General features: G+C 68.8%; 17 protein-coding genes. 11 read left to right on the top strand and 6 right to left on the bottom strand.

Annotated elements, in window-relative coordinates:
* Position 1: 1 nt before the first annotated feature.
* The 5 genes from ACAH41_RS10350 to ACAH41_RS10330 are packed head-to-tail and all read right to left on the bottom strand — an operon-like array spanning position 2 to position 9,248.
* On the bottom strand, positions 2-1,828 hold the full coding sequence (locus ACAH41_RS10350) for an ABC transporter substrate-binding protein (RefSeq protein ID WP_325656146.1): 1,827 nt from the start codon (positions 1,826-1,828) through the stop codon (positions 2-4).
* Between the two features lie 25 nt (positions 1,829-1,853).
* Positions 1,854-3,719, bottom strand: a complete 1,866-nt coding sequence (locus ACAH41_RS10345) for an ABC transporter substrate-binding protein (RefSeq protein ID WP_325656144.1) — start codon at positions 3,717-3,719, stop codon at positions 1,854-1,856.
* Between the two features lie 7 nt (positions 3,720-3,726).
* The gene (locus ACAH41_RS10340) at positions 3,727-5,583 is read right to left on the bottom strand and encodes an ABC transporter substrate-binding protein (protein ID WP_325656142.1); all 1,857 of its coding nucleotides are present in this window, start codon (positions 5,581-5,583) and stop codon (positions 3,727-3,729) included.
* A gap of 6 nt (positions 5,584-5,589) precedes the next feature.
* Positions 5,590-7,467: an ABC transporter substrate-binding protein gene (locus tag ACAH41_RS10335; RefSeq protein ID WP_370538281.1), complete on the bottom strand. Its 1,878-nt coding sequence runs from the start codon at positions 7,465-7,467 to the stop codon at positions 5,590-5,592.
* A gap of 41 nt (positions 7,468-7,508) precedes the next feature.
* Positions 7,509-9,248 carry an ABC transporter substrate-binding protein gene (locus tag ACAH41_RS10330; RefSeq protein WP_325656138.1) on the bottom strand — a complete coding sequence of 580 codons (1,740 nt, stop codon included), beginning with the start codon at positions 9,246-9,248 and terminating at the stop codon, positions 7,509-7,511.
* Positions 9,249-9,536: 288 nt separating this feature from the next.
* On the opposite strand from ACAH41_RS10330, the gene ACAH41_RS10325 reads away from it, so the two are divergent.
* From ACAH41_RS10325 to ACAH41_RS10275, 11 genes are all read left to right on the top strand, one after another.
* Positions 9,537-10,475, top strand: a complete 939-nt coding sequence (locus tag ACAH41_RS10325; RefSeq protein WP_325656136.1) for an ABC transporter permease — start codon at positions 9,537-9,539, stop codon at positions 10,473-10,475.
* 8 nt (positions 10,476-10,483) lie between these two features.
* Positions 10,484-11,524, top strand: a complete 1,041-nt coding sequence (locus ACAH41_RS10320; RefSeq protein WP_325656134.1) for an ABC transporter permease — start codon at positions 10,484-10,486, stop codon at positions 11,522-11,524.
* A gap of 6 nt (positions 11,525-11,530) precedes the next feature.
* Positions 11,531-13,219 carry a dipeptide ABC transporter ATP-binding protein gene (locus ACAH41_RS10315; protein WP_325656132.1) on the top strand — a complete coding sequence of 563 codons (1,689 nt, stop codon included), beginning with the start codon at positions 11,531-11,533 and terminating at the stop codon, positions 13,217-13,219.
* Positions 13,220-13,236: 17 nt separating this feature from the next.
* On the top strand, positions 13,237-14,538 hold the full coding sequence (locus ACAH41_RS10310) for a hypothetical protein (protein WP_325656130.1): 1,302 nt from the start codon (positions 13,237-13,239) through the stop codon (positions 14,536-14,538).
* A 48-nt stretch (positions 14,539-14,586) separates the two neighbouring features.
* Positions 14,587-15,924 (top strand): NAD(P)/FAD-dependent oxidoreductase, encoded by a 1,338-nt coding sequence (locus ACAH41_RS10305; protein WP_370538280.1) that lies wholly within the window; start codon positions 14,587-14,589, stop codon positions 15,922-15,924.
* Between the two features lie 10 nt (positions 15,925-15,934).
* On the top strand, positions 15,935-16,690 hold the full coding sequence (locus ACAH41_RS10300; RefSeq protein ID WP_325656126.1) for a class II glutamine amidotransferase: 756 nt from the start codon (positions 15,935-15,937) through the stop codon (positions 16,688-16,690).
* A 117-nt stretch (positions 16,691-16,807) separates the two neighbouring features.
* Positions 16,808-17,989, top strand: a complete 1,182-nt coding sequence (locus ACAH41_RS10295) for a histidine kinase (RefSeq protein ID WP_325656124.1) — start codon at positions 16,808-16,810, stop codon at positions 17,987-17,989.
* A gap of 359 nt (positions 17,990-18,348) precedes the next feature.
* On the top strand, positions 18,349-19,476 hold the full coding sequence (locus ACAH41_RS10290; protein ID WP_325656122.1) for a histidine kinase: 1,128 nt from the start codon (positions 18,349-18,351) through the stop codon (positions 19,474-19,476).
* 14 nt (positions 19,477-19,490) lie between these two features.
* Positions 19,491-20,270 (top strand): LytTR family DNA-binding domain-containing protein, encoded by a 780-nt coding sequence (locus ACAH41_RS10285; RefSeq protein ID WP_325656120.1) that lies wholly within the window; start codon positions 19,491-19,493, stop codon positions 20,268-20,270.
* Between the two features lie 135 nt (positions 20,271-20,405).
* Positions 20,406-20,933, top strand: a complete 528-nt coding sequence (locus tag ACAH41_RS10280; RefSeq protein WP_370538279.1) for a (2Fe-2S)-binding protein — start codon at positions 20,406-20,408, stop codon at positions 20,931-20,933.
* Positions 20,930-23,239, top strand: coding sequence for a molybdopterin cofactor-binding domain-containing protein (locus tag ACAH41_RS10275; protein WP_325656118.1), 2,310 nt, complete (start codon positions 20,930-20,932; stop codon positions 23,237-23,239). Before ACAH41_RS10280 ends, ACAH41_RS10275 begins: the two co-directional genes overlap by 4 nt.
* Positions 23,240-23,293: 54 nt before the next feature.
* Here ACAH41_RS10275 and ACAH41_RS10270 read toward each other — a convergent pair whose 3' ends face one another.
* Positions 23,294-26,215, bottom strand: a complete 2,922-nt coding sequence (locus ACAH41_RS10270) for a PAS domain S-box protein (protein ID WP_325656116.1) — start codon at positions 26,213-26,215, stop codon at positions 23,294-23,296.
* Between the last annotated feature and the right edge of the window lie 25 nt (positions 26,216-26,240).

Here is a 26,240-nt window from a genome sequence, read left to right as displayed (position 1 = left end):
TTCAGGCCTTCTTCAGGCTGTTGTCCACGTCCACGTACTGCCAGAAGTCGCTGTGGAAGACCGGTCGGCGGTAGCCCTGGACCCACGGGTGCGCCATGTCCGTCACGTAACGGTGCACGTGGTTCTTGTAGGGTGCGTAGGCCACGGCAATGCGCTTGGCTTCCTGGAACAGGGCCAGGCGCTCCGGCCCGTCGGGCAAAGCCTTCATCTTTTCGTAGATCGTGTCGAACTGCTTGTTCTTGAAGCGCGCCAGGTTCGCGCCACCGCTCATGGGCCCATAGAGCCGGCCCAACGCACCCTGCCCGTCGGGCTGGGACGATGACGAGGCCACATCCCAGATCATGGCCTTGCCGGCCTGCGCAGTGCGCAGGTTTTCAGGCCACTTGGCGATGCGCAGGTCCACCTTCAGGCCGATGGCCTGCATGTCGCGTTGCCAGATCTCCTCCAGCCCGCGGGTGAATTGGTCGGGCTGGGTATTCTTGACCAGCACCAGCGGGCTGCCATCGGGCATCTCGCGCCAGCCGTCGCCGTCCTTGTCCAGGTAGCCGTAGAGGTCCAGCAGAGCCCGCGCCCGGCCCGGGTCGAAGTCGCTCATCTCGGTCTTGAACTTGGGGTCGTAGCCGGTCGTGTGCGGCACTTCCATCGCCTGCGCCGGAATGGCTTGGCCACGGCGGCCGAGGCTGATCTCGCGCTGGATGTTGGTGCCCAGGTTGATCGCGCGGCGCAGGGCCACCTTGTCCGGCGTGTAGCCGCCGATCAACGGATGCTCCATGTTGTACAGCGTGACCACCACGTCCCAGTACAGCGTGCGATAGCCCTGGATGCCTTGGTGCTTCAGGTTGGCCGCCAGCCTGCCACCTGGCATCGCGATGTTGATGAACTCCTCGGGCACACGCTCGATGAAGTCGTGCTGCTGGTTCAGGAAGGACAGCCAGCGCGGCTGGTTCTCCTCGATGATGGACACCTCCACCCGGTCCACCAGCGGCAGGCGGCGGCCCTTGTATTTCGCCAGCATCGCCTGCCCCTCGGCGTCGTCGGCTGCCGGTTCGGCGTCGTACAGCACTTCGCGGTACTGCGGGTTGCGCTCCAGCGCCACCAGCGAACTGCGCCGCCACTGCACCAGCTTGAACGGGCCAGTGCCCACGGGGTGAGCCGGGATCTGGTCGCCGTAGCGTTCCACAACTTCGCGCGCCAAAGCCCCGTACAGGTCGCCTTGCGCCAGGAACTCGACCAACCGCGGTTGTGGCTCACGCATTTCAAAGCGAATGGTGTAGCGATCCAATGCCCGCAGGCCAGCCACTTCTCGCTCGTAGTCGAATGGCGTGCGCTTGCTCAGCGCTTCTTCACGCACCTCGGCGAGGCCGACAAGGCGAAGCTCTTCCAGTTCCCCCCAAGCCGGGCTCTTGTTGGCAGGATCGGCAAAGCGCTTGATGCTGTAGACGTAGTCCTGCGCCACCAGCTCGCGTGGTTTGCCGCCAAAGGCCTCATCTTCAGTGAAGAAGATGCCGGGCTTGAGCTTGACGGTGAAGACGCGAAAGTCAGCCGACACCTCGGGCAAGCCTGCCGCCGTCAGCGGCTTGATCTTGGCCGGCTCGGCAAGGTAGTCGTATCCGTACAGGCCCTCGAACAGATGCGCGGTGATGATGCGCGAATAGAGGTCCGACAGCTTGGCCGGATCAAAGCCGGTTTCGGCGACGCGGAAGGCATAGCGCAGGACCTTGGGGCCGCTGTCGCCTGCTGCAGGTGCTGCGCTGGCCAAGCTCGGCGCCAGAAAGCCGCCCACAGCGGCAGCGGCCATGCCAAGGGCGGTGCGGCGGCCCGTGTTCACGGGGGCATCAAGGTCAATGCGCATCTCAGGCTTTTCGCTTGCTGTCGTCCACGTCCACGTACTGCCACCAGTCCTGCCAAAAGTCCGGCCGGCGGTAGCCGACGATCCACGGGTGGGCCATGTCGGTCACGTAGCGGTGCAGGTGGCACTTGTAGGGCGCGTAGGCAATGGCAATGCGCTTGGCTTCGCGGAACAGGGCATTGCGCTCGGGGCCGTCGGGCAGGCCCTGCATCTTCAGGTAGATCTCGTCGAGCGTCTTGTTTTCGAAACGCGCGAGATTGGCACTGCCTTTCAGCGGTCCGTACAGGCGACCGAGCGCACCCTGGCCATCGGGTTGCGCAGCAGATGACGCCACACCCCAGATCATCACGCTGCCGGCCTGTGCAGCCCGCAGGTTCTCCGGCCACTTGTTGGCGCTGAACTCGATCTTCAGGCCCAGCGCATTCATGTTGCGCTGCCACAGTTCGTCCAGCTGGCGCGACTTTTGGTCCGGCTGGGTGTGCTTGACGAGCACCAGCGGGCTGCCATCAGGCTGCTCACGCCAGCCGTCGCCGTTCTTGTCCACGTAGCCGAACATGTCCAGCAGCGCCCGGGCCCTGGCAGGGTCGTAGTCGCTCATCTCGGACTTGAAGTGCGGGTCGTAGCCCGTCGTGTTGGGCACTTCCATCGCCTGGGCCTTGATGCCCTGGCCCCGGCGGACCTGGTCGATCTCGCGCTGGATGTCCACACCCAGGTTGATGGCGCGCCGCAGCGCAACCCTCTCCGGCGTGTAGCCGCCGATGACCGGATGCTCCATGTTGTAGAGCGTCAGCACGATGTCGGACGTCAGCACGCGATAGCCCTGGACACCGTGGCGCTTCAGGTTCGGCGCCACCTGCCCGCCCGGCATCGCGGTGATGATGAACTCCTCTGGCACCCGTTCGACGAAGTCGTTCTGCTGGTTCAGGAAGGACAGCCAACGCGGCTGGTTTTCCTCGATGATGGAGACTTCCACGCGGTCGATCATCGGCAGGCGGCGCCCCTTGAACCTGGCCAGCAAGGCCTGGCCTTCGGCATCGTCCGCAGCCGGCTCCGCCGCATAGAGCATCTCCCGATACTCCGGGTTGCGCTCCAGCACGATCAGCGAGCTGCGACGCCACTGCACCAGCTTGAACGGACCGGTGCCCACTGGATGCGCGGGGATCTGCTCGCCATAGTGCTCAACCACCTCACGGGCCACGGCGCCATACAGGTCGCCGCCGGCCAGAAGTTCCAGCAAACGCGGCCGCGCGGCGGCCACCTCGAAACGGATCGTGTAGCGGTCCAGCGCCCGCAAGCCCGGCACTTCACGGTCGTAATCGAACGGCGTGCGCTTGGCCAGCGACTCTTCGCGCAGGGCGTTCAGGCCAATGAAGTCCGCCTCTTCCAGGTCACCCCAGGGCGGCGCCTTGTTGGCCGGGTCGGCAAAACGCTTGAGCGCATAGACATAGTCCTGCGCCACCAGCTCGCGTGGCTTGCCGCCAAAGGCTTCATCGCTCGCGAAGTAGATGCCGGGCTTGATCTTGACCGTGTAGACACGGAAGTCGGCAGAGATCTCCGGCATCGCAGCGGCGGTCAGCGGCTTGATCTTCGCCGGGCGCGCCAGGTGATCGTAGGTGAACAGCCCTTCGAAGATGTGCTGCGTGACGATGCGCGAATAGATGTCCGACAGCTTGGGCGGATCGAAGCCGGTCTCGGCGATCTGGAACGCGTAGCGAAGCACTTTCTTGCCGCCAGCGGCCTCCGTCGGTGCAGGCGCGGCCATGCCCAGCGCCGGCATCACCAAGCCGGCTGCCGCGGCGGCGGACAAGCCCAGGACTTGGCGGCGGCTCGGGTCGATTGGCAGTGAAGAGGTATCGGAATCGGTGCTCATCGGAATCTCAGGTCTTGCGCTGGCTGTCGTCCACATCCACGTACTGCCACCAGTCGTTCCAGAAGACCGGGCGGCGGTAGCCGACGATCCAGGGGCGGGCCATGTCGGTGATGTAGCGGTGCAGGTGGATCTTGTAGGGGGCGTAGGCCACGGCGATTCGCTTGGCCTGCAGGTACAAGGCCTCGCGCTCGGGGCCGTCTGGCATCACCTGCATCTTGCGGTAGATCTCGTCGAAGGCGGGCAGCTTGAAGCGCGCATAGTTGCCGCTGCCAACCTGCGGGCCGTAGTAAAGGCCCAGCGCGCCCTGGCCGTCGTACTGCGAGGCGCTGATGCCCAGCGACCACATCATCAATGTACCGGCCTGCACGGCGCGCAGGTTCTCCGGCCACTGCGCCGGGCGGATCTCGACCTTCAGGCCGATGGCCTTCATGTCGCGCTGCCAGCGCTCGTCCAGCGCCACCGAAAGCTGGTCGGTCTGGCTGGCGCGCCAGATGCGCAGCGGGCTGCCGTCGGGTTGCTCGCGCCAGCCGTCGCCATCGCGGTCCACATAGCCGTACAGGTCCAGCAGCGCATTGGCCCGGGCCGGGTCGTGATCGCCCATCTCGGACTTGAACTTCGGGTCGTATCCCGACGTGTTGGGGATGATGGGCGATTGCGCCCGATAGCCCTGGCCCCGGCGCACGATGTCGATCTCGGCGCGGATGTCCATCGCCAGGTTCATGGCCCGGCGCAGCGCGATCTTCTCCGGCGTGTAGCCGCCGACCACCGGGTCCTCCATGTTGTAGACGGAGATGACCATGTCCGGCGCTGGCGAGCGGTAGCCTTGCACGCCTCGCCGCGCCAGGTTGGCGGCCACCTTGCCGGCAGGCATGGCCTCGTTGACGTAGGCCTCCGGCACGCGCTCGATGAAGTCGTATTCTTGGTTCAGGAACGAGAGCCAGCGCGGCTGAGGCTCCTCAATGACCGCGACTTCCACGCGGTCCACCATCGGCAGGCGGCGGCCCTTGAAGCGGGCCAGCAAGGCCTGGCCTTCGGCGTCGTCCACCGCGGGCTGCGCGTCGTAGTAGCGCTCACGGTAGGCCGGGTTGCGCACCAGCGTCATCAGCGAGCTGCGGCGCCACGCGGCCAGCCTGAACGGGCCGGTGCCGACCGGGTGCGCCATGATCTGGTCCCCGTAGGCTTCCACCACCTCGCGCGCCACCGCACCGCGCAAGCCGGCGTCGGCCAGCGACTCGATCAGCCGCGGCCTGGGCTCCTTCAACTCGATGCGCAAGGTGTGGCGGTCCAGCGCCCGGATGCCTTGCAGCATGCGGTCGTAGTCAAACGGCTTGCGCGAGGCAATGGTCTCGTCGCGCAACTCGTTCAGGCCGACGATGTTCAGCTCTTCCAGATCGCTCCAGGTCGGTGCCTTGTTGGCCGGGTCGGCAAAGCGCTTGAAGGCGTAGACGAAGTCTTCCGCCACCAGTTCACGCTGCTTGCCCTTGAACACAGGATCGTCGGCAAAGAAGATGCCGGGCCGGACCTTGACCGTGAAGACCTGGAAGTCCGCCGAAGCCTCTGGCATGCCGTCGGCCGTCAGCGGCTTGATGACCGGCGGCCGCGCCAGGTGGTCGTAGGTGTAGAGGCTCTCGAAGATGTGGCTGGTGACGATGCGCGAGTACAGGTCGGAGATCTTGGCCGGGTCGAAACCGGTCTCGGCCTTGACCAGGGAGTAGCGCAAGACCTTCAGTCCACCAGCGTCAGTTTGAGCCGAGGCGGCGAGACCCAGCGCGGGCGCGAAGAGCCCCCCTGCGGCGGCCGCAGCGAAGCCCAGGCCCAGGCGTCGCCCGTGGTCGACGGGGCCATGGAAATCGTCTTTGCTCATCACGGCTCAGGCCTTGCGCTGGCTGTCGTCCACGTCGATGTACTGCCACCAGTCCAGCCAGAACAGCGGCCGGCGGTAGCCGACGATCCACGGGCGGGCCAGGTCGGTCACGTAGCGGTGCAGGTGGATCTTGTAGGGCGCGTAGGCCACGGCAATGCGCTTGGCCTGCAGGAACAGCGCCTCGCGTTCCGTGCCGTCCGGCAGCACCAGCATCTTGCGGTAGACCTCGTCGAATTGCTCGTTCTTGAAGCGCGCCAGGTTGCCGGCGCCGGCCTGCGGGCCGTAGTAGAGCGTCAATGCGCCCTGGCCGTCGTACTGCGCGGCGCTCAAGCCCAGGAACCACATCATCAGCTTGCCGGCCTCGGCCGCGCGCAGGTTCTCCGGCCACTGCGCCACACGCAGCTCGACCTTGATGCCAATCGCGGTCATGTCGCGCTGCCAGCGCTCGGACAAGGCCACGTATTGCTGATCGCTCTGGGTGGCATGCCAGAGGCGCAACGGGCTGCCGTCGGGTTGCTCCCGCCAGCCGTCGCCGTCGCGGTCCACGTAGCCGTAGAGGTCCAACAGCGCCTTAGCCTTGGCTGGGTCGTACTCACCCATCTCGGAGCGGAACTTCGGGTCGTATCCCGAGGTGTGCGGCACTATGGGCGACTGCCCAGGGATGCCTTGGCCCCGCCTTACGAAGTCGATCTCGCGTCGGACATCCATCGCCAGGTTCATCGCCCGGCGCAGCGCGATCTTCTCCGGTGTGTAGCCGCCAACCACCGGGTCCTCCATGTTGTAGAGCGTGAGGAACTGGTCCGGCGCCAGCGACTGGTAGCCCTGCACGCCGTGGTGGGCCAGGCTGGGCACGACCTTGCCGCCCGGCATGGCCTGGTTGATGTACTCCTCGGGCACGACATCCAGGAAGTCGTGCTCCTTGTTCAGGAAGGACAGCCAGCGCGGTTGCGGCTCCTCGATGATGGAGACCTCGACCCGGTCCAGCATCGGCAGCCGACGGCCCTTGAAGCGTGCCAGCAAGGCCTGGCCTTCGGCGTCGTCGGCGGCCGGCTGGGCGTCGTAGTAGCGCTCCCGGTAGGCTGGATTGCGCGCCAGCGTGATCAGCGAGCTGCGCCGCCAGGCGGCCAGCACAAACGGCCCGGTGCCCACGGGGTGGGCGTTGATCTGATCGCCGTAGTGCTCAACCACTTCGCGCGCCACCGCGCCACGCAGGCTGCAGTCGGCCAGCGACTCGATCAGCCGCGGCCGCGTGTCCCGCAGTTCGAGGCGCAGCGTGTAGCGGTCCAGCGCACGGATGCCGGGCACCACGCGGTCGTAGTCGAACGGCTTGCGCGAAGCGACGGTCTCGTCGTGCTGCTCGTTCAGGCCGACGAACTTCAGCTCTTCCAGGTCGCTCCAGCTTTGCGCCTTGTTGGCCGGGTCGGCAAAGCGCTTGAAGGTGTAGACATAGTCCTGGGCCACCAGTTCACGCGGCTTGCCCTGGAAGACCGGATCGTCGGCGAAGAAGATGCCGGGCCGGACCTTGATCGTGAAGACCTTGAAATCAGCCGAGGCCTCGGGCATGCCGTCGGCCGTCAAAGGCTTGATCAGCGCCGGCCGCGCCAGATGGTCGTAGGTGTACAGGCTCTCGAAGATGTGGGCCGTGAGGTAGCGCGAATAGAGGTCCGACAGCCGCACCGGGTCCATGCCGGTCTCGGAGGTCTTGAATGCGTAGCGCATGACCTTTTGGCCCGCCGGCGTGTTGCTCGGCGTGCCAGAAGCCACGGGGTCCGCGGCCCAGCCCAGGCCGCTGGCCCAGAGGCCGGCGACAGCGCCAGCGGCTTGCAGGCCGCGGCGCCGGGCTGGAAGGCGCGGGGCCGTGGGGACAAAACTCTTCTTCTTCACGACAACTCTCGGGTGAAACGTCCTTGTGGGGCGTGTGGCGCTTAGCGAATCGCCGCCGCCTGCTTGGCTGCGTCAACATCCACATAGCGGCCGAAGTCCAGCGCAAATGGATGGGTGCGATAGCCCGTCAGCCAGGGCTGGGACAGGTAGAGGCGGATGCGGTGCACATGCGGCTTGATCGGCAGGTAGACCGCCAGCAAGGACTGCGCCTGCTTCAGCAGCGCATGGCGCTCCGGGCCATCGGGCAGTTGGTCCACCCGCTTGACCAGCTCGTCGTAGGCGGGCAACTTGAAGCGCGGCAGGTTGTTGGCGCCGGCTTCAGGGCCGTAGGCCTCGTGCAGGAAGTCCGAACCGTCTGGCGAGGTCGCAGTGTTGCCCAGACCCCAGATCTGCAAGCTGCCGGCCTGTGCCTGCTTGAACTGGTCCGGCCACAGGCCTTGCACGAACACCATGCGAACGTTGATTTCCTTCATCGCCTTCGCCCACAGTTCGTTGAACTGGCGATAGGTCTCGCTGCCGGGCGAGTAGTAGTTCAGCACCATGGGCTTGCCGTCGGGCAGGTCGCGCCAGCCGTCGCCATCCTTGTCGACGTAGCCGTACAGGTCCAGCAAGGCCTTGGCCTTGGCCGGGTCGTACTCGCTGAAGCCGAAGTCCAGCGATGCGTCGTAGCCCAGCGTGTGCGGCACCAGCATGCTGGTCGCCGGAATGCCCAGGCCGCGGCGCACACGCGAGATTTCCAGGTTGTTGTCGTAGGCCAGGCTGATGGCGCGCCGCAGGGCCACCTTGTCCGGCGTGTAGCCACCCACAACCGGATCGTCCATGTTGAAGTAGGTGTAGGCGTGGTCGCCCTGCAGCACCTTCCTCAGCGTGACCCCCTGCTTGGCCAGGTTGGGCGCGAGCTTGCCGCCCGGCACCGCGATCTGCGCGAATTCCAGCGGCACGCGCACCAGGTCGAAGTCCCGTGTCAGGAAAGACAGCCAGGTCGGCTGGGCCTCTTCGATGATCGCGAATTCGATGCGGTCCACCATGGGCAGCCGGTCACCCTTGTGGCGGGCCAGCCAAGCCTGGCCCGCGGCATCGTCGGCAGCGGGCTGGGCGTCGAAGCGCTCTTCGCGGAAGCCGGGATTGCGGTCCAGCACGATGCGCGACGAGCGTCGCCATTGCGCCAGCTTGAACGGCCCGGTGCCCACCGGATGGGCGTCCACGTCTTCTCCGTAGCGCTCCACGACTTCGCGCGCCACCGCGCCGAAGTAGTTCGGGTTGGCCATGTTGAGCAGGAACTGCGGATCAGGCCGGCCGAGGTGGATGCTGAGCGTGTAGCGATCCTTCAGTTCCAGCCCGGCCACTGGCGCGTCGTAGTCGAAAGGCCGGCGGGTGTCGAGCGAGCGCTGGCGCAGCGCTTCCAGGCCCAGCAGATCCTTCTCGCGGTACTGTGTGTAGATCGGGCTCTTCCAGCGCGGGTCGTAATAGCGCTTGAGGCTGTAAGCGTAATCCGCTGCTGTCAGCTCGCGCCGCTTGCCGTCGAATGCCGGGTCATCCGCGAAGTAGACGCCAGGCCGGATGCGGACCGTCCAGGTGCGAAAGTCAGCCGAGTGCTCAGGCAGCGCCTCCGCGGTGCGCGGCACCACCACCGGTGGATCGGCGAGATAGTCGTAGGTCAGCGGCGATTCGATGATGTGCGCAATCACCGTGTTCGAGTATTCGTCGGACACGCGCACCGGATCGAAGCCGGTCTCTGCGGCGTTGAGCGAATAACGCAAGACCTTCTGCGGCGTCGCCACGGAAGGCGCGGGTGCAGAGGTAGCCCAATGGCCGGCGCCCGCCAGCCCGAAGATCAAAGCGATTCTCAGCGCATGGCTTGTGGCCCGCGCCAAACTGCGAATCCGGCCCATATGCCGCTGCTTCCGTTGCAAAAGCTGCGGAGTCTATCCGGGCTGGCGGCGCATCCACTGCTGGCACAGGGTTTGCGTGAGGAAAGCTCAACAAGGGCGTGGCCCTACACTCTCGCGTTTTCGCCAACTGGCAGCCCGCCACAAGCTGGGTGCGCCTCAACTTCCGCTGTTGCCCCCATGCTCGCTTACCTGATACGGCGCTTGTGGCAGATGATTCCCACCTTGATCGGTGTGGTGCTGCTGGTGTTCGTGCTTTTCAAGTACTTCGGCAGTGACCCTGCCGTGATCCTGGCCGGGCAGAACGCCACCCAGGCCCAGATCGCCGCCATCCGCCAGCAGCTCGGCCTGGACCAGCCCGCCTGGTTCCAGCTGTGGATCTTCATCAAGCAGATCGCCACCTTCGACTGGGGCAAGAGCTGGGCGACCAACGAGGCGGTGAGCCACCTGTTCGCCACCCGCATGCCGGCCACACTGACCGTCATGATCCCCATCGTGCTGCTGGACACGCTGCTGGCCATTCCGGTGGCGTTGGGCGTGGCCTATGTGCGCGGCTCCTGGACCGACCGCACGCTGATGGTGGCCACCACCATCGCGCTGTCGATCTCCTTCCTGGTCTACGTGATCATCGGCCAGTACGTGTTCGGCTTCCAGCTGGGCTGGTTCCCGGTGCAGGGCTGGAGCGATTCGGTCTGGACCAACCTGATCGTGTATTGCCCGCTGCCGGTGCTGCTGGCCGTGGCGGTGGGCATCTCGCCACAGACCCGCCTCTACCGCACCTTCTTCCTCGACGAGCTCAGCCATGACTACGTGCGCACCGCGCGCGCCAAGGGCCTGAGCGAGCGCAGCGTGCTGTTCAAGCACGTGCTGCGCAACGCGATGATCCCGATCCTGACCAACGTCGGCCTGGCGCTGCCGGGCATCTTCGTGGGTTCGTTCCTGATCGAATTCTTCTTCTCGATTCCCGGCATGGGTCGCGAGGTGTTGCTGGCGGTCAACCGCAGCGACTACCCGGTGATCCAGGCCTCGGCCGTCTACCTGGCGATGATGACGATGTTGATCAACCTGGCCACCGACCTGCTCTACAAGGTTGTGGACCCGCGGGTGGTGCTGAAATGAGCGCAGTGATGAATGCAACGGCCGCCGAGATGAACGAGCGGTCTGAGGGTGTGTGGCGCGCGGCCTGGCGGCGCTTCAAGACTGACCGCGTGGGCCTGGTGTCCATGGCCGTGGTGTGCGCCTTCCTGGTGATGATCCTGCTGTCGGCCACCGGCGTGGTGGCGCGCAATTTCCAGCAGGAAGTGGCCGTGCCAAACGCGCCGCCGACCTTCCTCGGCGCCCGTGCGGCCGAGAAGGCCGCAGCCGCGGTGGCCGCACCGCTCACCCCCAATGTGGACCTCAGCGACATCGATCCGCTGGCCCCGCGCTACGCCGAGTGGGCCGAGAAGGCCAAGCAGTACCACACGACCGAAACCGTGAAGGCCACGACGCTGCCGCTGGGCGCCGACCGGCTGGGCCGGGACGTGCTGTCCAAGGCGCAGAAGGGCACCGAGATCTCGGTCTTCGTCGGCGTGCTGGCTGCGCTGGTGGCCACCATCCTCGGCACGCTGCTGGGCGCCTCGGCCGGCTTCTTCGGCAAGAAGGTGGACGACTTCCTGGAGTGGCTCTACAACGTCTTCACGGCGATCCCAGACATCCTGCTGATCTTCGCCTTCGCCGCAGTGCTGGGCCGTGGCATTGGCACCGTGGTGCTGATCCTGGGCCTGACCGGCTGGACCAGCCTGTACCGCCAGGTGCGCGCGGAGTTCATCAAGCACCGCCAGCGCGAATACGTGCGCGCGGCCGAGGCCATCGGCGCATCGTCGTTCTCGCGCATGTTCCGCCACATCCTGCCCAACGTGAGCCACGTGGTGCTGGTGCGCATGTCGCTGATGGTGGTCGGCTTCATCAAGAGCGAGGTGATCCTGTCCTACCTGGGGCTGGGCGTGCCGGTGGACCAGGTGTCGTGGGGCACGATGCTGGCCGAATCGCAGGCCGAGCTGATCCTCGGCTACTGGTGGCAACTGGCTGCCGCCACCGTCTTCATGGCGGTTTTCGTCACGGCCTTCTCGCTGATGGCCGACGCCTGGCGCGACGCGCTGGACACCAAGCTGCGCGGCCAGGAGTAAGCCACCATGTTGTTGAGCATTCAGAACCTGAAGGTCGCGTTCCGCATGGGGCGCGTGAACGGCGAGATGGTGCGTGCCGAGGCCGTGGGCCGCGGCGGCGAGAGCGTGAGCTTCGACGTGCCGGAGAACAGCACCGTGGCCCTGGTCGGCGAGTCCGGCTCGGGCAAGAGCGTCACCGCGATGTCCATCCTGAACCTGCTGCCCAAGAACGCCGAGCGTTCGGGCCAGGTGCTGTGGCGCGGCAAGAACCTGCTGGAAGCCACGCCGGCCGAGCTGCGCGCCTTGCGCGGCGCCGAAATCGCCTGCGTGTTCCAGGACCCGATGTCCTCGCTGAACCCGGTCTTCACCGTGGGCCAGCAACTGGTCGAGACGCTGAAGGTGCACCTGAGCCTCTCGGCCAAGGCCGCGCTGGCGCGCGCCGAGCAGTTGCTGCAGGAAGTCGGGATCCCCGAGCCGGCGCGCCGGCTCAAGGCCTATCCGCACGAGCTTTCGGGTGGCCAGCAGCAGCGCGTGATGATTGCGATGGCACTGGCCTGCGAGCCCAAGCTGCTGATCGCCGACGAACCCACCACCGCGCTGGACGTGACCATCCAGCGCCAGATCATCGAGCTGCTGGCTTCGCTGAAGGCCAGGCACAAGATGTCGGTGCTGTTCATCAGCCATGACCTGGGGCTGGTCGGCGAGATTGCCGACCACGTCGTCGTGATGCGCCAGGGTACGGTGCGCGAAGCCGGCACCACGGCCGAGCTGTTCAGCGCGCCGAAGGACCCGTACACCAAGGCGCTGCTGGCCTGCCGGCCCAGCCTGGAGCACAACCCGCCGCGGCTGATGGTGATCGACGATTACATCCAGGGCCGCGCCGCACGCACCGACAGCAAGGCCAAGGACCCGGCCGCGCCGGTGGTGCTGGAAGTCAAGTCGCTGGCCAAGAGCTTCTTCATGAAGGAAGGCCTGTTCGGCAAGCGCGAGTTCAAGGCCGTGCGCAACGTCAACTTCAAGCTGCGCAAGGGCCACACGCTGGGCGTCGTTGGCGAGTCGGGCTCCGGCAAGACGACCATGGGCCTGACGCTGCTGCGCCTGCACGAGCCAACCAGCGGCGAGGTGATCTTCGACGGCAAGAACCTGCTGGCGCTGTCGGCCGCCGAGCGCCAGCTGATGCGCCGCCGCATCCAGATCGTGTTCCAGAATCCGTATGCCTCGCTGAACCCGCGCTTCACCATTGGCCAGGCGTTGATCGAGCCGATGCGCATCCACGGCATTGGCAAGGACGACCGCGACCGCGAGCAACGCGCCCGCGAGCTGCTGGTCAAGGTGGGCCTGGACGGCCGGGCCTTCGGCAAGTACCCGCACGAGTTCTCCGGCGGCCAGCGCCAGCGCGTGGCGATTGCCCGCTGCCTGAGCCTGAACCCGGAAGTGCTGGTGCTGGACGAATCGGTCAGTGCGCTGGACGTGTCGGTTCAGGCCCAGGTGCTGAACCTGCTGAAGGACCTGCAGGATGAGCTGGGCCTGTCGTACATCTTCATCAGCCATGACCTGTCGGTCGTGCGCTTCATCTCGGACGAAGTGCTGGTGATGAAGGACGGCGAAGTCGTCGAGCAGGCCGGCGTGGAGGAAATCCTGCATGCGCCCAAGCAGGAATACACCCGCAAGCTGATCAGTGCGGTGCCCAAGGGCTGGCAAGGCGCTGCGGCGTAACTGACAAGGCAGGCGCGATGCGCTGGGTGAGCGGCTTCTTCGTTGCATTGGCGCTGCTGGCCAGCGGCTGCGCAAGCCCGCCGCTCCCGCCAGCGCCAGCTGCCGACCCGCTCGCCGGCACGCAGCTGTATGCCGACGTACAGCACTACGCCAGCCTTGGCGAACACCGCTTCGGCTCGCCCGCCGACCAGGCCACCAGCGACTGGCTGGCCGCCGAGCTGAAGCACGTCGGCCTGCAAACCAGCTTCCAGCCCTTCACGATGGGCCGCCAGTACCAACTGGAAAGCGCCAGCGTCACGGTCGGCGAAGCCAGGCTCCAGGCGCTGCCGTTCTGGTGGCCACCGGCCGACCAGGCGAGCTTTCGGCTCAGCGCCCCGATTGCGCCCGACGGCACGGCAGACGCCAGCGGCCAGATCGTCTGGCTCACGCTGCCCTCCGACCAGTCCGCCTACCTCGGCAACGCGCAGCGCGACGCAATTGCCGCCGCCGCCTTGCGCCACCCGGCAGCGATCCTGCTGAGCATTGCCAGCCCCGGCGAGCAGCCGTATGCCTACAACGTTGCGCAGTCAGACGTGCCGTGGCCGGTGCCGGTGCTCACCATTGGCACGGCAGACGCTGGCGTGCTGCGCGCTGCGCAAGCCGCCGGCCGCAAGGTGGACATCGCCGTCAAAGGCCGCTACCAACAACAGGTCGCCGGCCGCAACGTCGTGGCCCGGCTGGACCGCCACGCCGCGCGCACCATCGTCGTCTCCACGCCGACCACCGGCTGGTTCACCAGCGCTTGCGAACGCGGCTCGGGCATCGCGGTGTTCCTGGCGCTGGCGCGCAGCGTGGCGGCCAGCGACCTGGGCGCGAACTTCGTCTTCGTGGCCACCGCCGGCCACGAGATCGGCCACGGCGGCATGGAAGTTTTCCTGCAGCGCGAGCCGCCGCCAGCCGAGACGGTCAGCTGGCTGCACCTGGGCGCCTCGCTGGCCTGCTACGAGTGGCGCAAGGACGAAACCAGCCAGCAATGGGTCACCGACCGCGCGGTGGACGCCCGCCGCACGCTGTTCTACAGCGCCGCACTGGCACCAGCCGCCAATGTCGGCAGCGAAGGCCTGTTGCCGCTGCGGCGGGTGCAGGTGGGCAGCGCGGCGCCGCCGGGCGAGCTGCGCGAGATCCACGCCGCCGGCTACAGCCGCTACCTCGGACTGGCCTCTGGCCACCGCTTTTTCCACAACCCGGGCGACACGCCCGCCACGACCGGCCCCGAGGCGCTGGCCCCGGTCGCCCAGGCGCTGGACCGCACGCTGAAATTGCTCGCCAGCCCGGAGTGAGACGGGCGCGGCGTTACGATGCCCGCTTCCACCGATCACCTCGCCCCCATGGATCCGCTGGCCGCCATTCCTTCCGCATCCCCTTTGCCCGAAGCCTGCGACGTGCTGGTGATCGGCGCGGGCCCGGCCGGCAGCGCCTGCGCCCAGCTGCTGGCGCGCGCCGGCAAGGCGGTCTGCCTGATGGACGCGCAGAGCTTCCCGCGCGAGAAGATCTGCGGCGACGGGCTGATCCCGGATGCCCACGCCGCCTTCGCCCGCCTGGGCGTGGCCGACCAGATCCGCGCCTATGCGCACCCCGTCCCTCACTTGGTCTGCGTGGGCCCGCGTGGCGGGCGCATCGAGATCCCGGGCCACCTGGCCACGCTGGCCCGGCGCGAGCTGGACGTCATCCTGCTGGAAGCCGCCCGCCGCGCTGGCGCCGCCTTCCACGCGCCGTGGCGCTTCGAAGCCTTGCTGCATGCCGACGGAGCGGGCCGCCCTGCCACCGGTGCGCGCCTGAAAGGCGCGGACGGCACGCAGCAGGAAGTGCGCGCCAGCCGCGTCGTGCTGGCGACCGGCGCCGTCGCCCAGGGCCTGCTGGCGGCCGACCTGTGCGAACGCCGCACGCCCAGCGCCATCGCGCTGCGCGCGCATGTGCGCTGCCCGGCACTGGTGGACCGCATCCGCGGGCTGGAGCTGATCTGGCACGAGAAGCTGCGGCCGGGCTACGGCTGGATCTTCCCGATGAAGGACGGCGTGTTCAACATCGGCGTGGGGCTGTTCCAGACGGACTCGGAAGGAATCGCCGGGCCGTCCCAAGATTCCTGGTCCCCCTCGGGGGGCGGGCCGGGCACAGCCCGGACCTGGGGGCGCCCAAGATCTGCCCCGAATCTGCGCCAGGTGTTCAATGCCTTCCTGGAAGCCTACGAGCCCGCCCGCTTGTTGATGCAAGACGGCGAAGTGCTGGGCGACATCAAGCGCGAGGCCGGCGGCTGGGCGCTCAAGGGTGCGCCGCTGCGCTGCTCCTTGGACGGCGCGAAATGGAGTGCGCCGGGCGTGCTGGTCACCGGCGAGGCCGCGGGCGCCACCTACCACTTCACCGGCGAAGGCATTGGCAAGGCGATGGAAACCGGCATGCTGGCCGCCGAGGCGCTGCTGGTGTCGGAAGATGAAGGCGTGCAGCGCGCCGCCTACGAGGCCCGGCTGCGCGCGCTGCAGCCCCGCTTCGCGCTGTACGAGAAGGCCAACCTGATCAACAGCCACCCCTGGCTGGCCGACCTCTTGATCTGGCGCGGCCGCCACAGCGCCTTCCTGCGCGGCCGCATGGCGAAGATCCTCGACGAGACCAGCAACCCCGGCAGCCTGGTGACCGTGCGTGGCCTGGCGCGCGCGATGATCGGCGTCTGAGGTCACCACCATGTGCCAGCTGCTCGGCATGAATGCCAACACGCCGACCGATGTGATGTTCAGCTTCACCGGCCTGGCCACGCGCGCGGACGAGCACAAGGATGGTTTTGGCATCGGTTTTTTCGAGGACCGCGGCGTGCGGCTGTTCGTGGACCATCACAGCGCCCGCCAGTCGCCGGTGGCGCAGCTGGTCAAGACCTACCCGATCCGCAGCGACAACGTCATCGCCCACATCCGCAAGGCCACGCAGGGCCGCGTGGCGCTGGAGAACACCCACCCGTTCCAGCGCGAGCTGTGGGGCCGCTACTGGGTCTTCGCCCACAACGGCAACCTGGTGGACTTCCATCCCCGGCTGCACGCCGCGTTCCGCCCGGTGGGCGACACCGACAGCGAGCGCGCCTTCTGCTGGCTGATGCAGGAACTCGCCAAGGCGCATGCCGGCGTGCCGGCCATCGACGAATTGACGCGCACGCTCGCCGAGCTGATGCCCACGCTGCACCGCCACGGCACCTTCAACATGCTGCTGTCCAACGGCCAGGCGCTGTGGGCCCATGCGTCCACCCACCTGCACTGGGTCGTGCGCCAGCATCCGTTCGGCGCGGTCGCGCTGCGAGACGAGGACCTCAGCGTGGACTTCGCGCACCACACCACGCCCCAGGACCGGGTAGCCGTGATCGCCACCGAGCCGCTGACCCAGCACGAGGCCTGGACCGCCTTCACCTGCGGTGAGTTGAAGGTGTTTGTCGACGGCCAGCCCAGGGGCTGAGCGCCATCCGCGCACGCCGGCCGCCGTTCATGCGCAGCAGCCACCCTTCACACCGCCCATCCCGCCATTCGCCGCGCCAGGCCGCTGCGCGGCCACCGCAGCAGCGATGCTGAGGCCATGACATCCTTTGCCCCGCCTGCCAACACACCGCCCAACGCCTTGCAGCGCTGGCTGCTGTCCCGCATGGCGCTGGACCGGGCCACCTGGCCGACGGAGCAGCGCGAGCTGGCCGAGTCGCTGGATCGGCTGATCGTCGGCCGCTTCGGCGTGGGCCTGGGCACCGGGCTGCTGGGCGCCGTGATCGGCGCCTCCGCCGGCCTGCATGCCAACGGCCTGCGCTGGCCGGTGGCGCTGCTGCTCAGCACGCTGTATTTCGCGGGCCTGTGCATGGTGGGCCTGCGCGCCTGGCGCCAGCCCGGCCGCATGGTCTCGCCCGAGGGCCGCAAGCGCATGCTGCGCATTGCGCTGCTGATGGCCGTGGCCACCTACTCCAGCACGCTGGCGCTGGCCTGGCGCCAGCGTGAAGGCAGCGGCTGGCCGGCTTGGGACGAATGGCCCGCGCTGCTCTGGGCCGCCACGCCGCTGCAGTTGCTGATCGGCCTGATGACGATGCTGTTCCTCTGGCTGATCTCCGCCGGGCGCAAGGCCCAGCTGGAACAGGCCCTGGGCACGCTGCAACTCAAGCGCGAACGCGACCAGGCCGCCCGCGAACTGGCCGAGACCCGGCTGCGCATGCTGCAGGTGCAGATCCAGCCGCACTTCATCTTCAACACCCTGGCCGCGCTGCAGCACTGGGTGGACAGCGGCGACGCGCGCGCGCCAAGCCTGCTGCGCGCCCTCACCGGCTTCCTGCGCGCCAGCACCGAGACGCTGTCGCGCGCGCACATCCCGCTGGCCGAGGAAGCCGCCACGGTGGCGCACTACCTGGCCATCCAGCAGGCCCGCCTCGGCACGCGGCTGCAGACCGCCCAGTCGCTGCCGCCCGAAGCCGGCGCGCTGCCGCTGCCGCCGGGGCTGCTGCTGACGCTGGTGGAAAACGCCATCGAGCATGGCGTGAGCCCGGCGCTGGCCGGGGGCGAGATCCGCCTCGGTGGCGCGCGGCAGACCGATGGCTGGGCCATCTGGGTCGACAACACCGGCCAGCCGCTGGCCGAGCCGCTGCCACCCGAAGGTGTGGGCCTGCGCAACTGCCGCGAGCGCCTGCAGCGCCTGGCCGGTCCGCAGGCCACGCTGGCCCTGCAGCGCCAGGCCGATGGCAGCACACGCGCCGCGCTGTGGTTGCCGGAGGCCGTGCGGTGAACCGCGCACAACCGGTCTCCGGTCACCCTGAGCTCCGCGCGTCCGTTCGCCCTGAGCCTGTCGAAGGACCCACCTCCCCCGTTCGCCCTGAGCCTGTCGAAGGGCCCGCCTCCCCCGTTCACCCTGAGCTTGTCGAAGGGCCCGCAAGCTTCGACAAGCTCAGCCCGAACGGTGGGGTGCTGAGCCCGAACGGTGGGGGACTCGGCACGAACGGACAACGTGCATCGGCATCCGTTCACCCTGAGCCTGTCGAAGGGCCAGGGGCTTCGACAAGCTCAGCCCGAACGGCGGAGGGCTCAGCCCGAACGGCGGAGGGCTCAGCCCAAACGGGAAAGGGTCCCGCGCCCCCAAAGAATGATGTGGCCTTCGCCGCCGTGCCCTCCGACGCCCGCTGGTTCGACTGGCGCTGCGTGATGATGATGCTGCCCAGGCGGCGCTTCACGATGGCCGAGTTGGCGCGCGCCGTGCCGCACGGCCCGTCGCCCTCCATCGTCGGCGCGGTGCTGTTCAACGTGATCTTCGTGATGGCGATGTACGCGGTCGCCTTCCATGCCATGGTGCCCGCGCCGATCTGGTTCGTGATGGGCTTCTACCTGCTGGGCCTGCTCGGCGGCCTGTGGGCGCTGTGGCATGACCCCGGCTGCCGAGCCGGGCGCTGGGCCTATTACGTGATGCCCATGGCCACCGCGAGCGGCTTCCTGCTGGTGCCGATGCTCACCCACGGCGGATCCTTCGGGCAGGTGCTGCACACCGCGCAGAACCTGTCCCACGCGCCGGCCGGCCCCGGCGTGCTGGGCGCGCTGTTCGGCATGGGCATGGTGGGGCTGTGGTTCACCGCCATGCACCGCAGCCAGCACATCGCGCTGCGCCTGGCCGAACTGGACGAACGCGAGCGCGCGCTGGAAATGGCGCGCCAGCTCGGCAGCGCGCAGATCCAGCCGCATTTCCTGTTCAACACCCTGGCCTCGCTGCAGCACTGGGTAGCCAGCAGCGACCCGCGCGCCGCGCCGCTGCTGGACTCGCTGACCGGCTACCTGCGCGCCACGCTGCCGCTGTTCGACCGCCCGCTGCTGAGGCTGGACCAGGAGCTGGAAGCCGTGCGTCGCTACCTCGAAGTGATGCAGGCGCGCCTGGGCGAGCGGCTGCGCTTCGAGATCCGCGCCGAGCCGGCGCTGGGCGCCAGCGCGCTGCCACCGGGCCTGTTGCTGACGCTGGTCGAAAACGCGGTGGAACACGGCATCTCGCCGCAACTGGCCGGTGGCAGCGTGCAGATCAGCGCCTGGCGCGAAGCCGGCCAGCTCTGCATCGCCATTGACGACGACGGCCCCGGCCTGCCGCTGCAACCCGGCCCGGCCGAAGGCCACGTCGGCCTGGTCAACAGCCGCGCCCGGCTCGCACAGGCCTTTGGCCAACGCGCCGAACTGAGCCTCGGCAACCGCGCCGAAGGCGGCTGCCGCGCGCTGCTGTCCCTGCCCCTTTCTGCATGACACCGGATCACTCGATGCGCCCCATCACCGCCCTGATCGCCGACGACGAAGAAGCCCCGCGCGGGCAACTCAAAGCCGCATTGACCCAAGCCTGGCCGGAGCTGGAACTGGTGGCAGAAGCCGTCAACGGCGTGGATGCCTGGGACGCCTTCCTCGAACACGAGCCGGCGCTGTGTTTCCTGGACATCCGCATGCCGGGCCTGAGCGGCATCGAGGTTGCGCAGCGCATCCAGGGCCGGGCCGACGTGGTGTTCGTCACCGCCTATGGCGACCACGCGCTGCAGGCCTTCGAGGCCGGCGCGGTGGACTACGTGATGAAGCCGGTGGACCCGGCCCGGCTGGCGCAGACGGTGGCGCGGCTCAAGCAGCGGCTGCAGCCCGCGCAGCCTGCCGCCGCGGCGCCGGACATGACGGCGCTGCTCGCGCAGCTGAGCCAGCAACTGCTGCCCACGCGCCGGCCGGCGCCGATGATCCAGGCCAGCGTCGGCAAGGAAGTGCGGCTGATCCCGGTGGAACAGGTTGTGTATTTCGAGTCGGACGCGCGCTACACACGGGTCGTCTACCAGGACGAGGCCGGCCCCGGCGAAGCGCTGATCCGCACGCCGCTGAAGGAGCTGCTGGCCCAGCTGGACGAGCAGCAGTTCTGGCAGGTGCACCGCTCGGTGATCGTCAACCACCGGCACATCGCCAGCGCGCTGCGGGTGGACGAGGGCACGATGCTGCTGAGCTTGCGCGGCCGCGGCGAGAAGCTGCCGGTGTCGCGCCACTTCCAGGGCCTGTTCAAGGGGCAGTGAGCTTCAAACGCCACGTCACCTCGGGTTAGTCCGGGCAGGCTTGTCACCGGTGGACACCCTCGCGACAGTCGGCAGCGGGCCGGCTTCTGCCAAACTCGCGGCGCTCCTATTTCCAGGAGCGTAGGAGACGCGCCCGTGCAGTTGACCGTCAACACCCAAGCCCATGCCCTCGACGAGCAACGCGTGCCGCCGGACATGCCGCTGCTGTGGGTGCTGCGCGATGAACTGGGGCTGACCGGCACCAAATACGGCTGTGGCGTCGCCGCCTGCGGCGCCTGCACGGTGCAGGTCGACGGGCAGGCGGTGCGCTCGTGCGTGACGCCGGTCGGCGCGGTGCAGGGCAAGGCCGTGAAGACGATCGAAGGCTTGGCGGGCGCAGGTTTGCACCCGCTGCAGCAGGCCTGGGTCACCCACCAGGTGCCGCAGTGCGGCTATTGCCAGAGCGGCATGCTCATGGCGGCCGAGGCGCTGCTGCGCCAGAAGCCACAGCCGACAGACGCCGACATCGACGCGGCCATCACCAACCTGTGCCGCTGCGGCACCTACCCGAGGGTGCGCGCGGCCATCCATGCCGCGGCGGCGGCGCTGGCGCCGGCCGGCAATCCCGGGGCGAAGTCGGTCGTCAAGACGGCCTCGGCGGGCCAGGACCGGAGCGCCGCATGACGCTGAAGCGCCGCACGCTGCTGTGGTCCGGCCTGGCCGGCGCCGGTGCCTTGATCGTGGGCTGGAGCGGGCTGCCGCCGCGCGGCCGGCTGGGCCGGGCCGACACCTTGCCGCCGGTGGCGGGCGAGGTCGGGCTGAACGGCTGGATCAAGGTCGCGCGCAACGGCGACGTGCTGCTGGCGATGCCGTATGCCGAGATGGGCCAGGGCGTGCACAGCACGCTGGCGCTGCTGGTGGCCGAAGAGCTGGACGTCGCGCCCACGCGCGTGCGGCTCACCGCGCCGGCCGCGGGTGAGACGCTGTACGGCAACGTGGCGGTGCTGGCCGCCAGCCTGCCGGTGCACCCGCGCTCGCTGGAGCCCGGCCATGAGACCACCGGCGCGCGGCTGGGCCAGTGGATGGTGCGCAAGGTGGCGCGCGAGCTCGGCATCGTGATCACCGGCGGTTCGTCCACCGTGGCGGACGCCTGGGAACCGCTGCGCCTGGCCGCGGCCACCGCGCGGGCCCAGCTGCTGGGCGCGGCCTCGCTGCGCTGGCGCCTGCCGGTGGACGAATTCCAGGTGCAGGACGGCGTGGTGCAACACGCCAGCAGCGGCAACAGCGCCGGCTATGGCGAGCTGGCCGAGGCCGCGGCCAGCGTGCCGGCCGGCAGCATCAAACTCAAAGCCAGCAGCCAGTGGCGCCTGCTGGGCAAGCCGCAGCCCCGCAGCGACACGCTGGCCAAGAGCACCGGCACGGCGCGCTACGGCATCGACACCCGGCTGCCGGAGATGCTGTTCGCGGTGATGCGCCATGCGCCAGCACTCGGCGGCGCGCCCGGCGCGGTGGACATGGACGCGCTGCTGCGCCGGCCCGGCGTGCAGCGCGTGGTGCGGCTGGGGCCGGTGGCTGGCAGCACCGCCGGGCTGGCCGTCGTAGCGCACAGCAGCTGGCATGCGAAGCAGGCGGCGCTGGCGATGGACGCGAGCTGGCAAGGCCGGCCGGCTGGCGCGCTGGACTCGGCGGCGATTGCCGCCAGCCTGGCGCAGACCGCGCGCAACGCGGCCGACGCCAGTCATGGTTTTGGCTTCTACAGCCTGGGAGACGCGGCGGCCAGTTGGCGGGCCGGCGAACAAGGCGGCGCCCACCGGCTGGAAGCCGCGTACCAGGCACCGTACCTGGCCCACGCGACGATGGAGCCGATGAACTGCACCGTGCAGGTCACGGAGCAGGGCGTGGAAATCTGGGCGCCGACACAGGTGCCTGAAATGGCGCGCCAGCTCGCGGCGCGCGTGGCCGGCGTGCCGCTGGAGAAGGTCAAACTGCACATGACGCTGATCGGCGGCGGCTTCGGCCGGCGGCTGGAGACCGACCACGTGGGCCAGGCGGTGCGCGTGGCACTGGAAACGGGCGGCCGGCCGGTGCAGCTGCTGTGGCCACGCGAGGAAGACTTCACGCACGACTTCTACCGCCCGGCCGGCGCGGCGCTGTTGCGCGGCGTGCTCGCGGCCGACGGCAAGCTGCAGGCCCTGAGCATCCACAGCGCCGGCGACGCGATCACGCCACGCTGGATGGCGCGCAACGCGCCGCAGCTGGCCGGGCCGGTGGACCTGCCGGACAAGACCGCGGCCGAAGGCCTGTTCGACCTGCCGTACGCGGTGCCGAACCAGCGCATGGCGCATGTCGCCACGCAGCACGACGTGCCGATCGGCAACTGGCGCTCGGTCGGCCATTCGCACAATGCGTTTTTCAGCGAAGGTTTCGTCGACGAGCTGGCGCATGCCGCCGGGGCCGACCCGCTGGCCTTCCGGCTGGGCCTGCTGGCCGACCAGCCGCGCCATGCCGCGGTGCTGCAGCGCGCCGCCGACAAGGCCGGCTGGGGCCAGCCGCTGCCGGCCGGCATCGCCCGCGGGCTGGCGCTGCACGAGAGCTTCGGCACGGTGGTGGCGCAGGTGCTGGAAGTCACGCTGAGCGACGGCAAGCCGCGTGTGCTGCGCGTGGTCTGCGCGGTGGACTGCGGCAGCGTGCTGCAGCCCGACATCGTGGCCCAACAGGTCGAGAGCAGCGTGGTGTTCGGGCTGACGGCCGCGCTCTACGGCCGCATCGACATCGTGGGCGGCGAAGTCCAGCAGAAGAACTTCCCGGACCAGCCGCTGCTGAGCCTGCGCGAATGCCCGCTGATCGAGACCCATCTCATCACCAGCACCCGCACGCCGACCGGCATTGGCGAGCCCGCGGTGCCACCGGTGGCACCAGCGCTGGCGAATGCCTTGTTTGCGCTGACGGGGCAGCGGCTGCGCAGCCTGCCGCTGACGTTGGCCGCCTGACAGAGGCCGCAAGGAACTCGGGGTGGGCCGGGCGCAGCCGGGCCCAGGGGACCGTCACGAGTCGCCGTGCAGGGCGCGCAGCGCGCGCACCAGCGAAGCGCGCAGGCGTTGCGCGTCGATGGGCTTGGTCAGGAAGTCGTTCATGCCTTCGGCCAGCGCCTGGTTGCGCTCGGAGACCAGCGCGGCAGCCGTCAGCGCAATGATGGGCAGCTGTTCGCGCGAGTGGCGGCGGCGCAGCACCTGGGTCGCCTCGTGGCCGCTGATGCCGGGCATCTGCACGTCCATCAGCACCACGTCGTAAGGCCGGCCCAGCGCAAAGGCCTGCTCCACTGCCTCAATGGCCTGGGCGCCGTCGTGTGCCTGCGTGACCAGCGCACCCCACTGCTCCAGCAGGGCGACCGAGATCATCATGTTGACCGGGTTGTCCTCGACCATCAGCACGCGTGCGCCATTGACCGGGTCCATGCCACCGCTGCCGGTGCTGGCTTCCAGGTCCTCGCTGCTGCCGCTGGGCAGCGGCAGCTCGGCCCAGAACACGCTGCCGCGGCCCGGTTCACTGAGCATCCCCACCTCGCCTTCCATCAGGTGCGCCAGCTGGCGGCAGATGGACAGGCCCAGGCCGGTGCCGCCAAAACGCCGGTTGACCGAGTTGTCCACCTGGGTGAAGGGCGTGAACAGCTGGGCCTGCGAAGCCGGCGCAATGCCGCTGCCGGTGTCGCGCACCTCGAAGCGCAGCGCGTTGCCACCGATGCGCTGCACCGCCAGCACGACCTCGCCGGCCTGGGTGAACTTCAGCGCGTTGGTCAGGTAGTTGCTGAGGATCTGGCGCAGCCGCACCGAGTCGCCGATGACGATGGCCGGCACGTCCGCGTCGCAGGCCAGGCGCATCGCCAGGCCTTTGGTGTCGGCCAGTGCGCCATAGGCCTGGTAGAGGCTGTCGAGCAGGGCCTGCAGTGAAAACGGCATGTGCTCCAGGTGCATCTTGCCGGCCTCGATCTTGGACAGGTCCAGGATGTCGGAAATGATGGCCGACAGGGTTTCGGCGCTTTCGCTGATCTGCTCGATGTAGTCCTGCCGGCGGCGCTCGCCGACCTCTGGCTGGCGCGCCAGCCGGGCCAGCCCGAGCAAGGCATTCAGCGGAGTGCGGATCTCGTGGCTGAGGTTGGCCAGGAAGTCGCTCTTGGCGCGGTTGGCGGCCTGGGCCTCATCACGCGCCTTGGCCAGCTGCTGCTCGACCTGGCGGCGCTCGGTCACGTCCTCGGCCAGCCAGAGGTTGCCGCGCGGGCCGGGCTTGTGCGGGTTGATGGCCTTGGCCATCAGGCGGCAGAGGAAGACGCTGCCGTCGCGCCGCTTGAGCAGGTGCTCCAGCTCGATCGGCTCGCCGGCCGTCAGCCGCGGATCGAAGCGCCGCTGGGCCTCCAGATGGTCGGCCCGGGTGGGCCAGATCACTGCCGCATGCTGGCCGACCAGCGTGCCCGGCGGCCAGCCCAGCATGGCCTCGAAGCGGGGGTTGGCCATCACGAAGTGCTCGTCGCGCGCAAACGCGATGCCGATCAGCGCGTTGTCCAGGATCGCCTGGTACTCCAGCCGGGTCTGCTCGACCTGGGTCACGTCGCGCAAGGTGACCACCAGGTAGTCGACCTGCTCGACGCTGAAGCGTGCGGCCGACAGCAGCACCTCCAGCCGGCGGCCGTTGCGAGCCTTCAGCGCCACTGGCATGTCCAGCACCGTGGGCTGGCGGCGCAAGGCCTCCAGCAGCTCGCCGCGCTGCGAAGGAAGGGCCCAGATGCCGACCTCCAGCGCGCTGCGGCCCACGACATCGGCGGCGCGGTAGCCGGTCAGGCGCTCGAAGCTGGCGTTGACCATCACGTAGCGCGAGCTGGCCAGCTCGGTCAGCGTGATCGCGTCGGGGCTGGTGTCGACCAGGTGCGACATCAGCGCATGCGTGCGGCCACTGCTGCCGTGCGAGGCGATGTCTTCGGGCAGCAGCAGCGACAGCGTGGCCGGCGCCTCGCCGGCGCCACCACCGTCCAGCACTTGGCTGCGCACCTGCACCGGCTGCGGCACGCCACCAGCCGCGTCCAGCAGGAAGCGGCCGATCAGCGGTGAAGCGCCCGCAGGCTGCCTGCGCGCGGCCTCGAACTGGCGCGCCACCTGTGCCCGGCTGTCGCCAGGCGCAAAGCTTTCGAGCAGGTCGCGCGCCAGCAAGGCTTCGCGCTGGGCCACGCCCAGCAGTTGCAGGGCTGCCGGGTTGGCGTCCAGCAGCCGGGCGCCACGGTGCAGCAGCAGCGGCTGCGGCAGTTCGGCAAACAAGGCCTGGAAGCGCTGCTCGCCACGCAGGTCGCGCAGCACGGCACCAAAACCCAGCAAGCGGCCGCCGCTGCCGTGGCGCGGCAGGCCGCTGAGGGCGAAATGCCAGGCGTGGCCGTCAGGCGCCTGCCAATGCCAGTCCAGGTCGCGCCAGGGCCGACCTTCCTTCAGCGCACGCTGAAGTGCGGGCAGGTCACGCGGCGAAAGCCGTGCGCCAGGCAAGGCCCACAGGGGCTGGCCGGTCAACGCGCCCAGCGCGGCCAGGCGCTGCCGGCCGTCCTGTTCGACCAGGCCCAGCAAGCGGCCTTGGTCGTCCAGCGTCAGCACCGCGTCGGCGGTCATGGCAAGCAAGCCGGCGGCCAGCGGGTCGCGGACAGGCGAGGCTGCCGCAGCAGGTGCCGCCACGGGCAGAACCTCGGGCTGGGCGACGGCCCGGCTGCGCTGCAGCCGCACGCTGAGCCACACGCCGCCGGCCACGCCGATCAGCGCCCCCAGGCCCCAGCGCAGCGGCGCCGGCCATTCGCCGGGGTACAGCTGCCACAGCGACATCGCGGCCAGCGCCAGCAGCAAGCCGCTGGTGCCGGCGCCGGCCAGCGCGCGCCAGCGCGAAATCGCACGCAGGTGCGACGCCGCGGGAGGGGTCAGGCGAGCAGGACGGCGAGCCATGACGACGACCTGCTCGACGGGCGCG

Origin of the sequence: Ideonella sp. (genome assembly GCF_041287625.1) — a bacterium.
Classification (GTDB): Bacteria; Pseudomonadota; Gammaproteobacteria; order Burkholderiales; family Burkholderiaceae_C; genus Ideonella.
Note: the sequence above shows the minus strand (reverse complement) of the source record. Positions and strands in the feature narration are given on the sequence as shown.

Bases quoted from the DNA above. Each gene is read 5' to 3' on its own strand.
- ACAH41_RS10345 (WP_325656144.1), bottom strand. From the start codon at position 3,719: ATGAGCACCGATTCCGATACCTCTTCACTGCCAATCGACCCGAGCCGC.
- ACAH41_RS10310 (WP_325656130.1), top strand. From the start codon at position 13,237: ATGCGCTGGGTGAGCGGCTTCTTCGTTGCATTGGCGCTGCTGGCCAGC.
- ACAH41_RS10300 (WP_325656126.1), top strand. From the start codon at position 15,935: ATGTGCCAGCTGCTCGGCATGAATGCCAACACGCCGACCGATGTGATG.
- ACAH41_RS10285 (WP_325656120.1), top strand. From the start codon at position 19,491: ATGCGCCCCATCACCGCCCTGATCGCCGACGACGAAGAAGCCCCGCGC.
- ACAH41_RS10325 (WP_325656136.1), top strand. From the start codon at position 9,537: ATGCTCGCTTACCTGATACGGCGCTTGTGGCAGATGATTCCCACCTTG.
- ACAH41_RS10275 (WP_325656118.1), top strand. From the start codon at position 20,930: ATGACGCTGAAGCGCCGCACGCTGCTGTGGTCCGGCCTGGCCGGCGCC.
- ACAH41_RS10270 (WP_325656116.1), bottom strand. From the start codon at position 26,215: ATGGCTCGCCGTCCTGCTCGCCTGACCCCTCCCGCGGCGTCGCACCTG.
- ACAH41_RS10320 (WP_325656134.1), top strand. From the start codon at position 10,484: ATGAATGCAACGGCCGCCGAGATGAACGAGCGGTCTGAGGGTGTGTGG.
- ACAH41_RS10315 (WP_325656132.1), top strand. From the start codon at position 11,531: ATGTTGTTGAGCATTCAGAACCTGAAGGTCGCGTTCCGCATGGGGCGC.
- ACAH41_RS10295 (WP_325656124.1), top strand. From the start codon at position 16,808: ATGACATCCTTTGCCCCGCCTGCCAACACACCGCCCAACGCCTTGCAG.
- ACAH41_RS10340 (WP_325656142.1), bottom strand. From the start codon at position 5,583: ATGAGCAAAGACGATTTCCATGGCCCCGTCGACCACGGGCGACGCCTG.
- ACAH41_RS10305 (WP_370538280.1), top strand. From the start codon at position 14,587: ATGGATCCGCTGGCCGCCATTCCTTCCGCATCCCCTTTGCCCGAAGCC.